This is a genomic window from Streptomyces sp. NPDC087215 (assembly GCF_044744885.1).
Lineage (GTDB): Bacteria > Actinomycetota > Actinomycetes > Streptomycetales > Streptomycetaceae > Streptomyces.
The window spans coordinates 315,303-328,070 of sequence record NZ_JBIUZD010000001.1 but is presented as its reverse complement, the minus strand read 5'-3'; the positions used below and the strand labels follow the sequence as shown (position 1 = coordinate 328,070).

The window sequence follows — 12,768 nt, the reverse complement described above, 5'->3', positions numbered from 1 at the left end:
GCGACCGAGACCTTCAGCGACGCCTTCCTCACCGGCCGGGGCAGCGACGCAGGTACGACGATCACCGAGGGCGTCCACACCGGCGACCCCCATGTGCCCATGGCGGGCCCGTCCCTGGCCGAGACCGGCTCCAACCGGCAGACCATCTCCGCCACCGACACCTGGTCCCGGGGCCGGGTGTGGACCACGTACACCAGCGAGCCGCACGCCGAGTACACCACCCGCTACCGGCTCCGCATCACCATGGAACTGGGCCGTACGCGCGGCGACGAGGGCTGGGGCCGGGGTGCCCGCCGCATCGAGGAGAGCGGCCACGTCGGAAGCCAGCGAGAGATCGTCCCGCTCAGCCTGACGCACCCGGACACCGCGCCGGACCACCCCGCTCCCACGGCCCCGCCGGAGCTCGACACCCCGCCGCTCGCCGTCGACGTCCTCACCGGGACCGACAGCCCGCTGCACCCCGGCGGCCCCACGGGCGGACTCGACGCCTGGCGCTCCGTCACCCTGCCCGACGGGACGCGCGGCCCGTTCACCCCGCCCGACAGCGGATTCCACGTCCGCAACATCATCGGCGCGGAGAACGTCCTGGCGGCGAGCACCCTCGCGCTCGGCAGGGCCTACGACAACCGGCTGGCCGGAGTCTCGGGCCCGCTGGCAGGCGAGGCACTGATCCGGGCACTGCGCACCGCCCGGATCACCCCGCTGACCGCCGAGGGCACCGGCTCCGCCCAGGTCCTCGAAGACGCCCACGGACCGGGGGCGCTCACCGTCTTCTTCGAACAGGCCGTGGGCAGTACGGGGTACGAGACCAGCGGCCTCGTCGAGAACGCCCTCTCGGACCACTCCGAGGGCGCCCTCCGCCTCTTCGCCCGGCCCGACCTGACGGGTGCGGTGCTCCTCGCGGTGGCCGACGGCGCCCGGATGGAGTCCTCCACCAGGATCACCGAGAGCGACAACGCGACCGCCGTCCAGGGAGGCGACCACAACACCGCGATCGGCGCGGCCCCCGCCCTCAAGTCCGACAGCGTCGGCGCGGCGAACCCGGGGGCCACCGGCACCGGAGCCGACACCGCCGACAGCGACGGGCGCGTGATCGCCGACGACGTGGCCCGCCAGGTCTACGTCAAGCCCAGCACCGGCCGGGTCTTCGCGTTCGCCGTCCCCACGGACTGGCTGAGCGTCGCCGAGGTCCACCGGCAGTTCAAGGACCTGTCGTCGAGCCGATGGGTCCGCGAGCACGTCCTCGGCCCCTTCGGCGGCGCCGATCCGGGCCCGCGGGCCGTCCGGACGCGCACCTTCGTACTGGCCTGGGTCCGTGAGGACGTGGCCCGTGGACTCGGCCTCGTCACCGACGAGTCCTTCCCCCCGAAGGTCGCCGGAGCCTGGGACGGGGTCAAGGACGCGGCCACGACCTGGGCCGACGAGGACGCCGCCTACTGGGAGCTCCGCCGCGACCTGCCCGATCTGCACGCGACGGCCGAAGCCGCCCGGGTGGCCTCGGCCGTCGCCGACCGGGCACTCCAGGACGCGGAGAGGACCGCAGGGGCCGAACGGGCTTCCGCCCGCGCGGAGTTCGACACGGCGTCCGCCGCCGCCCGCGCCGTACTCGTCCAGGATCCCGCCGACCTTCCGGAACCCCTGAGCGGCACGCTCGGCTCCGCCGTCGACCTCGCCGCGCGGACCCGGCGGGACCTGCGGGACGCCCAGGCCGAACCCCTGGCGCAGGACGCCCCGGCGCCGCACCGGGACGCCCACGAGGCACGGGTCGAGTCCGCCCGGCGCGCGGTGGCCGAGGCGGAGGCCCAGGTCGGCGCCGTCCGCCGCCGGGAGCGGGACCGGGCGGAGGCGGCGGCACTGGCCGCCTTCGACCGCCGGACGGAGGCGGCCCTGGAGGCCGTGGCGGTCGCGCGCGAGGCGGCGGAGGCCGCCGCCCAGGCGCACCGGAAGGAACGACTCGCCCTGGAAGGACTGCTGGAGAAGGTGGCGGCCCAGCAGCGGAAGGCCGAGGGCGCGGCGGACACCCTCCACGACCTCCGGGCCCGCACCGACCGGCTGACCCACTGGCACCGGCTTCCCGAGGACCCGCCGAACGGTGCCGAGGGCGCCGCCCCGACCCGGGGCGGACTCCCCGAGCCCACCCTGACCGACCCGGAACCGGCACCGCCGCGCGCGCTGACCGTGATCAGGGAGGAGGGCGAGGAGGACGCTGCCGCCGTTGTCGCCGCCGTCGCTGCGGACACCGCAGACACCGGGGACACCGCAGACACCGGGGGCATTGACGCGTCGCCCCAGGACGACGCGGTGGGCAGCACGTCCCGGGCTCCCGAGAGCCCCGCCGATCCGCCCCGCTACACCCTCGTCACCGCCCTCGACGACGGCGCGCCCGCGCTGCGGTCCCCGGCGGGGACCACCCATCGGCTGGGTGCCGTCGCCGCCGAGAACTCCTTCTTCCGGGCGCTCCAGGAGGCACTGCCCGCCGCCCGCACCGCCGCCGACGGCACGGACCTGGACCCCGCTGTCCTGCGAGCCGAGTTCGCCGACGTGGTGGAGGAACTTCCCCTCGATTCAGCACTGTTGGACCACTTCACTCCCGACGAGGCGGACACCTTCACCTCCGCCGAGCTGGCCGCCGCCGCCCTCGATCTGGGCGTCGGCACCCCGCAGCGCCGGGAGTTCGACGCCCTCGGAGTCGTCCCGCACTCGACGGGCGCCCCGATGCCCGACCGCCGCCACCGGCCCCTGAGCCCCGCCCAGCGCCGGGGGCTCGCCGCCGCGCAGCTGAGGCGCTCCGCCGACGCGGCGGACGACACCGGCTGGGACCACGCCGCCGCCGACGTGCTGCCCGCGCTCGCGGCCCGGCGGTACGGGATCGGCGTACGGATCGTCCAAGAGGACGGCACCCACCAGGACTTCGCTCCCGACCCGGGCACCTCCCTGTCCGACACCGCCGCGCGGGTCGTCCTCCGCCTGGCCGAGCGGCGCTTCCGGGCCGTCGGGGCGGACGCCGTGGCCGAGGGCCCCCCGCCCCCGTCGAAGCCCCCGGTCCCCGTGGACGGCTCGCTCCTGACCGCCCACCTCACCCGCCCCTGGACCTGGGACGGTCTGGACGGCACGGACGGGACCCGGTTCGACGCCGCGTCCGATCCGCGCACGCTGACCGACCCCGACGGCTTCGTCCTCGACCTGAGGGAGCCCGGGACCGGCGGCGGCAACGGATTCCACGCCGCCGTCGCCCTCGCGCTGAGCCCGGACGCGCTCCGGGGCACGGGCACGGTCCCGGACACGGACACAGGTACAGATAGGGGCACGGGCACAGGCACGGGCACGGTCCCGGACGTGGATTCGCGCCCGGCAGTACGGACCGGATCCGGCGTGGCCGCCGAACTGGCCCGCGTACTGGACACCGCACAACTGCCGACAGGGGCCCGGCTCGACCCACGGGCGGTCTTCACCGAGGAGGAGCTGTACGCCGCCGGGCTGACGCGCCCCCTGGCGGACGGGCCGCGCCGGGACTTCGAGCGCGGGGGCGGCCGACTGCCCGCGTCCCTCCCACCGCTGACCGGGCCCGTGCGCGAGGGGCTGATCCGCGCCCACCTGCGGGCCGGGCGCCGCTGGAACAAGGAGACGGCGCTGCTCGCCGCCGCCCTGGTCGCGGACGGCATGGACCTGCACATGACGTTCGTGCACGAGAACGGCACCGTGGACACCTTCGGCACCGCGTCCGCCGACGGCGGCCGGGACATCGTCCTGTACGAGCGCGGCGGCGACTTCCTCGCGGCCGTGCCCCGCGCCCCCCGCAACCCGCGCGGCCCCTGGACCGCGCGCACCACCCCGCCGTCCCCGCCCCCGCTGCCGCCCGCGACCGTGGTCGAACCGGCCGGACCCCCCGGCGGCAAGGGCGCGCCCAAGCCCCTGCCGCCGGAGGGCCGCACCGCGCCCGTCAACCGGCTCCTGCCGCCGAAGCGGCACGCCCGGCCCCCGTCCCGCCCGGCGGAGGACACGGCCCCGGGGCGGACGGACCTGCCGGACGCCCTGGCACGCCTCGACGCCCTCCGGAAGGCCGTACCCGCACTCGCGGACGGTCCCCTGGACCTCGACCGGCTCGCCCGTCACGTCCTGCTCCTCGCGCCCGACACGATCGTCACCGGGGCCCACCGCGCCGAACTGCTGGGCGCCGCGCGGGCCCCGGAGGCGGCCACCGTGCCCAGCCTGGCGGCCCTCGCCGGGTTCGTCCTCGACCGGCGCGGGGTGACGGCCGTGCGGGAGGTCGGCCACGACGTGGACGCCTTCGCCGCCCGCGTCCTGCACCTGCCCGCCGCCGACCCGGCCCGGCGCCCGGACCTCGCGCGCCTGGTGGAACTGGCGGCGACCGTCGGAGTGGAGCTGGACCGGGGCGCGGCGCTCGGCGCCTTCCACCTGGCGACCGGGGGCCCGCTCGCCCCGGACCGGGTCGTCCGGCGCGGCGACGGCACACGGGTCGGGCGCGACCTCGACCAGCCCCCCGGCGTTCTCGACCTCGACCCGGGCGAGGTCACACTGATCGGGCCCGGACCCGGCGGGACGTTCGACTTCGACGCCGTCCACGCGGCGCCCTGGCACCGCCCCGAGGGTCCTCCCGCCTGGATGGCCAGGCTCGCCGGACCGCTGGGCGAGGGGCTGCTGTCCGGCCGGATCCCGGCGGAGGACATCGCGCTGCTGCTGCGCGACGACCCGGAGCGCCCGCCCGACAGCGACGTCGTCCTGCTGCTTCCGGACACCGACCGGGCCACGGCCGCACCGGCCGTCGAGGCAATCCTGGGCGCGGTGGTCCGCGCCACCGGGGTCGCGGCGCACACCGCGTACGGCAGGGCGGAGTTCTTCACCGACACGGACGGCCGGACCACCGTGGCCCTCGCCCCGGACGCCCACGGCCGCCGCCGTACCGTCGCGGACTTCCTCACCGTACGACCGGGCACCGACCGTTCCTCCCGCCCGTTCACGGACGGCCCGCGCGCCCGCGTCCGTACGGGTGCCAAGCGCCCGGCCCGTCCGACCGGCGCGGACCGGATCGTGAAGAGACTGCGGCGGGTGGGGCCGGGCGCGATGCCCGAGGGGGCCGGGCTGTCCGGGACGCCCGAGGTGTCCGGGGCCCTCAAGTCCCCGGGTGTGCCGAGCGGGACCCGTACGGCAGGGACCGGTACGGCGATGACCGGTACGACCCCGAGCGGTACGACGGCGAGCGGGGCTGCTCCGGCCGGGACGGCGCCCGGTTCTACGCCCGGGGCGACTCCCGCCGAGACGACGGCGGCGGCAACGACGGCGCCCGTCGTGCCCCGGGTCGGGACGGTGGCCGCGGCCGGAACGCCCCGGGCCGCGAGCACCGCACCGACCCGGGGCACGACGGGCGGGCGATCGCCCCTCCGCACGGAGCCCGGCGACCGTACCGCCCGGTCCGTCGAGCCGACGACGGCGCCTGCGGAGGTGCCGTCCGGAGCGCCGGTCGTCACGGCCCCGGTGGGCACCACCCCGGGCTGGGCCCGGGGGCGGGCGCTGCCGGTCGCGCGGGACGGCGACTGCCTCCCGCACGCGTTCGTGGCGAGCGCTCCGAGGCTGGTACGGGACCGCCTGTTCGGTCCCGCCGGGCGGAACCGCTCCGCCGCCGACCGGTCCGCGCACGCCTGGCTCTCCGACACCGACGGAGTCCGTACGGACCTGGCCGCCGGTGCGCCGGGACCGGACGATCTCCATGTCCTGGGCGCCCTGCGGCACTTCGTCGCGGAGTACCTGGAGTCCAGCGGGGGACGGCTGCCCGTGGAGATCGTCGTCCAGTACCGCGCCTCCGTGCCCGGAGGAACGGCCGCGACCGTCGCCACCATGGGCACGGCGGAACTGGCGACCCGGCTGACCGGCCTCGGAGTGCCCGTGCCGGACCCCGAAGGGTTCGGTGGACGGGCGGAGTTCCTCGGTGAGCTGCGGGACCTGGTCCTCAGGCACACCCCGCTGACCCGTTCGGAACTGGGCGTCCTGCGGTCCGCGGTCCTGGACTGGAGCAACCGGTGGAACTCCGACGTCGGCGATGTCTTCCCGCACCTGCTGGCCCACGCCCTCGGCGTCCGGACGGACATCGCCTGGTCCCGGTACCGCCCGGACGGCCGGACGCAACAGCGGGGGCTGCTCCGGGGGATCGGCCCGCAGGGCGCCGCCTGGGAGATCGAACTGTTCCGCAGCGCGATGGTGCCGGGAGCGGGAGCGGGAGGCACGGAGCACTACGAGGGTGGTGACGCCCGCCCCCGGTTCGTCGCGGTCGCGCCGTCCCCGGCCGTCGCCGCGCCCCGGGCGGTACGGGCGGAGCCTCAGCCCGTCCGGGCGGAACCTTCGGTCGGTCGAGCCGGGAATGCCGCCGCTTCTCCCGCTGCCGCAGCCTCCCGGACCGCCCGTGCCACGGCTTCTCCCGCCCCGGGCAGGGTCGCCGCCGTGCCGCCCACCGCGCCGGGGGAGTGGGAGCGGGACGCCGACCTCCACCTCGTCACGAGGAAGGACGGCGGGGTGACCGGCTCCGCATCGGTCGATCCGGACATCGACCGGGAGGGCGAGGGGAGCCGCCGGGCGGCCGGTTCCGGGCCGCGCGCGGGGGCGATCTCGTACGTCTCCTCCTTCCCCGGAACGCGCCCCGGCGGCTCCGGTGAACAGCGGAACCAGCCCTGGACGGACGGAGGTTCGGCCTTCAGCCCGCGGTACGGCGCTCCGGGCGCCCTGGAACCGGCGCCCGCCGGGCCGGGGCTTCCGGCGTCCGTGTTCCGGCGGGGTCCCGTCCGGCCGCCCCTTCTCGCGCCCGCCGGATCGACGGTCGTCGTGGTGCCCCGCCCCGACGAGGACCCGGCGGTCGTACGGGACCGGGACGCCGAGGCGCTCGCGCGCGCCTGGGAGGCGCACACCCGGGCCGTGGAGCAGGTCAGCGGGGCCGCTCGGGCCGAGGAGCCCGGCACGGACGCCGCGCCGGACACGCACGCTGCCGTACGGCGGCTGGAGGAGGCCACGGCCCTGCTGTACGCCTCGGGCGTTCCGCTCGCCGAGCTGGCCGCGCGCGTACCCCGTGCGGTCACCGGGTCCCCGGTACCGGCCCTGGACGGCGACCGGCGGTCGTGGCTCGCGCAGTCGGTGACGGACGCCGATCTGCCCCCGGACGTGCCGTGGTTCGCCCCCGGCGCGACCGTCGGAACGGCCGAGTTGCGCGACGCGCGCATCGGACTGGACCAGGGGCAGGAGATGGAGGCCGTGCTGGGCGGCGATGTCCTCCCGGTGCGCCGTCTGACCCCGTCGGCGCGGGTACGGCTGCTGCTGTCCCGGTCCGGCCCAGGGCCGGACGGGATCGAGGCGGTCGCGGTCACGGTGGCCCGACGGCTGTGGCGGTCCGCGTTCGAGACGTTCGCGGCGGACTTCACACGGGGCGACGGCACGCCCCACGAAGGCGACGCCCCACGGCAGGGCGTTGCGGCCCCGCGCGGCGACCAGGCGCCGCAGGACCGTACGGCCGGACAGGAAGCGGCGGCACCGCGGGGCGGTACGGCCGGACGGGACGGGGAGGTTCCGCGCCACGGTACGAGCCCCCGGAGCGGTACGGCCCTCCAGGACGCCACGGCTCCTCGGGACGGCACCCGGCCGATCCGCCGGGTCGGCGGGGCGGAGGCCGAACGGGCCTGGGACCTCGCAGCCTTCCTCGTACTGCCGACCGGACCTGACACCGCCCGTGGTGACCACCGGTACGTCACCGAGGAGTTCCTTACGGCGGTCCGCGAGGTCGCCGCACTGCTGCTCTCCGGCGGCCACGACACCCACGACACCCACGCGGCCGTGCGACTGGCCGACGCCCTGCGGCAGGAGCGGGGACTGCACCCCCGGTGGACCGGGGCGGACCCGTCCGCGCCCACCACCCCGACCGCGAGGACACCGGCCGCGCTCCCCCCGGCCACCGAGCGGCGGACCGCCCGGCAGCAGGCGGACGCGGACAGGGACACGGCCCTGCTCCCGCCCGTGGACACGGGCATGACTCCCGCGTCCCGGCCGGAGGACACGGACGAGACCGCCGCCGCACGGATGGACGCCGAGGAGCCTTCCGCCGCGCCGACGAACGGGGCCGAGGAGTCCGTCCTGCCGACGGGCGGGGACGAGGCTTCCGCCCCACTGGCGGACGGGGACGGGACTCCGGCCCCGCGCGCGGACACGGGCGAGGTTCCCGCCCCACTGGCGGGACCGGGCGGGGCCGCCGCCGCGCCGCTGGAAACGGATACCTCCGACTCCCCGCCCCCGCCCGCCCCACCGGTCGGTCAGGACGCGCCCCCCGTCCCCCCTGCGGGCGCGGACACACCCCGTACCCCACGCACCGCAGGGGTGTTCACCGTCCCCGTGACGAACACGAACACGAACACGGGCGCGAACACGCCCGCGCGCACAGGGGCGGAGGTGGGTGCGGGCGCGGACACGGCCACCGACGCGCCCCCACCCACCACCGCGAGCGACACCCCGGCGACCTTCGCCGACGCCGCTCACGCCGCTCCCGGCGGCCCCGCCCGACCCCCCTCCCCGTACGACCCGGAGACGCACTACGACACGATCATGGCCTCGCTGTTCGGGCGGCGGGAGGTGCCCGGCGCGCGGGACGCGCTGCGGCGTCTCAACGCGATGCGCGCCGGTGTGCCCGCCCTGCGCGGTGGTCCGCTGGACCTGGACGTGCTCGCGCGGTACGTGTTCGGCCTGGGCCGGGAGGCGCCCGTCGCCGCCCGCGAGCACATCGAACTGGTCCGGGCGGTGGCGGACCCGAACATGGCGGGCGTCACCCGTCTCACCCGACTTGCCGCGCTCCTCCTCCAGCAGCGGGGCACGCTGGGCCCCGCTGTCCGCTTCACCACCCCGAACGGGGTGAGCGGCCTCAACTGGACGGCTCAGCCGCTGACCACGCCCCTCGACCTGGACACCGTCCACGACGGCGTCCGGCAGCCGGACGGCACGTTCGTCCTCGGGGCGCCCGCGCCCGCCCCCTGGAAGGGCGGGACCACCCCCTACGCGCTGGTGGCGGACGGGGACGACAGCACCGTCGTCGTCCGGGGCGCGGGCGGATTCGAGCGCCGGGTGGCGAAGGAGATCGTGGTCGAACTCCTCAGCCTCGACCAGGTGTTGAACGGCCTCCCCGCCGACGTACCGCTCCTGATGCTGACCTCGTACGCGGCGGTCGGCAGCACCCTGCTGCCGCGCGGCACCGCCGTCACGCTCGGCCGGGACGTCTGGTCCCCCAGCGGAGGCGTCGCCCTCGGCCCCCTGCCGGGCAGGCCCGGCTGGACGGGAGCCGGTCTCGACGTGTCCCCCGGACTCGGCATCGTCGGCGGCTGGCTGCTGAGCGATCCCACGCTGCCGCCCGCGCCCGCGCCGGGCGCCGAGGACTGGGAGCACCAGGTGGTCTCGCTGCCCGTCATCGGCCGCGACCACCGCTCCACCGGGCACATCTCCGTACCGCTGACCGAGACCCCCGCGACACTGCGCCGCAGGGCCGTGATGGCGGTGACCCTGGCGAGGGCGACCCACCTCGTGCACTACGACCACGCGACCGGGACCTTCAGCGCGCCGGTCGAACTCGCCTGGCGGGAGGACGGGCCGGGCACCGACGTGTACTTCGAGGCCAAGCACGGGCTGCCGGGCCGGTCCGGATGGACCCTGACCGGCGGGAAGAGCGTCTCCACCAGCGGAGCGCGCTCCTCCGGCGCCCTTTCACGGCGCCCGAGCACCCGGGGAAAGAAGCGCCTGGTGAAGATCGTCTGCTTCGGCGGCCAGGCCGAGGGGAGCGCGTTCACCGGCCCCTACGGCCCCGCCCCCTACGTCCCCGACCCCTTGGCCGTCGACCACGAGGCCCAGCGGTACGCCGACGACGAGGGCGTCGTGGTGTACGCGGCCCGGCGCCAGCTGCTCGCCGGAACCTTCGGCCCCCGGGGCGAGTACATCGCCGTCGACAACGACGTACGGGGCGGCGAGTACGGTCTGGAGCGGGTCCTGCCCGAGCCGAAGGGAGCCGCACTCGACGAGCGCGCCCGTACGGCCGGACTGCACGACGGCCCCGGCCCCGCCCCGGACGACGTCCGCGAACGGACGCTCCGGCTGGTCCGGCTGGTGCGTCTGCTGTTCGGTGCCGAGATCGAGTGGCGGGCGGACGTCCACGCGGACCTGCTGCGGGGCGCCGGGGCGCTGGAGCTGATGGCGCGCGACGACCCCGCGCTCGAACGGCTCCCGCTGTTCACCCTTGACCTCTTCGACCGTGTCGCGGCGGCCGACCACGAGCGCCACGCCCCCGGCACCCCGCTCGACCGGGAGGCCAGGGCGGCGGTGCTGGGCCGGGCCGCCGACCGGCTCGCGCGGAACCCCCGCACCCCGCTCTCCGCCCACGTCCCCGTCCCGACCGTCACCGACGCCGTACGCCGGCTCATGGGCCGCCCCGAGACCGACGCCCTCGCCGCCCAGGTCCTGCGGCTGCCGCCGACCGCCCCGGTGGGCCCCGCCGAACGGTCCCGGCTGCTGTGGGCCGACATCAGGACGGGGGAGACCCTGCGCACCCTCCGGGCCAGGGGCGGGGACGACGAGGTCGACCGGGTCGCGGCCCGGGTCCTCCATGTGAACGCCCCCGATCCCCAATACCGCAACGCCTTCCTCCAGTTCGTCCGCATGACCACCGCCGCCGGACGCGACCCCCTCCAGCCGAGGGAACTCGGCGAGGCGTTCCTCGAAGCGAGCGGCGCGTTCGCGGACACCACGCTGATCCGCCGCCCGGACGGCACGGTCATCGGCCGGGACCACACCGGACGTCCGGCCGGGACCGTCGACTTCGACCCGACGCGGCTGACCCTGCTGCGGCGGGCGCCCGACGGGACGCTCGTGGCCGACTCCACCGTGCCCGCGCCCTGGCACGCCGGTGGCACCACCGGATCCGCCTCCGCACAGCCCTGGCTGTACCGGGCGGCCCGCCGTGACCCCGGCAACGTCGACGTGCGCGGGCTCGCGGCGCCGCACGACGAGATCGCCGAACTCCTCTACCGCGACGGGGGCACGGGCAACCTGCCGCTGACCGACCCCGGCGTCCTCCTGGTCCCCGGCTCCCGGCCCCGTCCCGGAACCCCGGCCGTGGACAGTCTGCCGGGCCGAGGCGCCCTGCTGACGGGTCGTCCGATGTGGGCCGCGTACGGCACACCGACGCTCCACACCGACCCGGGGACGGGACGGACCACGGTCGCCCTGGAACCGGACGCGGACGGAAACCCGCTGAGCGCGGCCGACTTCGGTCTCGTGAAGGTGGAGGACGTCCGCCCGGCACCCGCCGGATACGCGCCGCTGTCGGCCGCCCTGTTCGTGCCCGGCACGGGCGTCCCGGCCGCCCCCGTGGGCAGCGCCCCCGTCCCGCTGCCCGCCGCGCCCACGTTCGCCGGGAACGAGCCGGGCGCCGTGACGGACGGGACGGTCCGTGCCGGGAGCGTGGGCGGCGAGGCGGCCCGTGACGTCCACCGTCCCTATGAGCGCACCGGACCGGCCACCGCCCGGCTGAGGGGAACCTCCTACGCGCTGAGCGCCGGTGAGACCTCCTCCGGCGGCCTCGCCGGGGTACTGGCCCATGCCCTGCGGGCCGCCCGGGTGGAACCGCCCGTCCCCGCAGCCGAGTTGCTCGGCTGGGCGGCCCGGCGGACGGCCCCGGAGGACCTTCCGGACTCCGTCGAGTCGTGGCGCCCGGACGACGGCGGCGCGATCGAGGTGGCCGCGCTGCACGCGGCCGGGGTCACGCTGGAGGGCGGCCAGGAGGCGGAGGCCGTGATGCGGGGCGGCACCCTGCCCCACCGCGCCCTCACCCCGCTCCAGCGGTTCACCCTGCTGGCCGCCTCCCTGGGACGCGCACCCGTTCCGGAAGCCGTGGCACGTGCGGTCGAACCGGTCGTTCTCGCTGTCGTGGCAAGGGAGTTGGGCGTCACCTTCGCTCTCGTCGGAGCGGAGGGCGGGGTGACGGAGTACGGCGTCGAGGCCGGACCGCCCGTCCTGCTGGTACGGGACGGCGGCCGGTACCTGGCAGGGGCCGTGGTCCCCACCGGGCGGCCCACCGTCGCGGATCCACCCGGAGGCCGACTCGCGCTGAGGGACCTGCCACCGCCGCCGAGCACCGAAGAACTGGTCGCCGGACTGCCCGAGGACAGCGACATGGAAGTACATCTGAAACGCGGTGTGACCCCCACGCAGAGCGCGTATCTGGAGAGGGAGATCAGACGGAACTCCTTCGTCGGCTTCCCCCGGATGCTGCGCGAGGCCGACGAGAGCACCGCCAGGCCCGATGCCCGCTCCGTCCAGGAGTACATCGGCCAGCAGCGCAACGCGGACACGGCACAACTGGTCGAGTTCTCCACGGACTCCGTCACGGCCCGCACCTTCGCCTCGGAGGCCCGGTTCGGCTACGTGGTCACCGTCCGGATCAGGAGGAAGTACCTCCGCAAGGGCGCTTCCGGGTCGGAGAAGGGCTGGATCGCCCACCAGAACGCGCCCTACGAGATCGTCGCGGTCGAGGAGATCGACACGACGGGACCGGGAGGGGCGACCGTGCTCACCGACGAGCAGTTCCGTGACGTCGTCAGACGGGAGGAGCTGGCCGAGTTCCTCCTGAGCATCCAGACACCGGAGGGGCTGGCGGAACACATGGGCACGATCGCGGTCGCGGACAGGGCGGCGGAGGCGCGAAGGATCGCCGCGCTGCGCAGAACGATGGTCCAGGAATGA

General features: G+C 76.4%; 1 protein-coding gene (cut by a window edge). It reads left to right on the top strand.

Annotation, left to right across the window (positions count from 1 at the left end; all coding sequences use genetic code 11):
- A protein-coding gene (locus ACIO92_RS01300) for a lonely Cys domain-containing protein (RefSeq protein ID WP_402280507.1) crosses the window boundary here: on the top strand, positions 1 to 12,768 show its 3' end. 14,055 nt of this gene lie to the left of the window's left edge; only the last 12,768 of its 26,823 coding nucleotides appear in the window; the start codon falls outside the window, past its left edge; it ends in the stop codon at positions 12,766 to 12,768.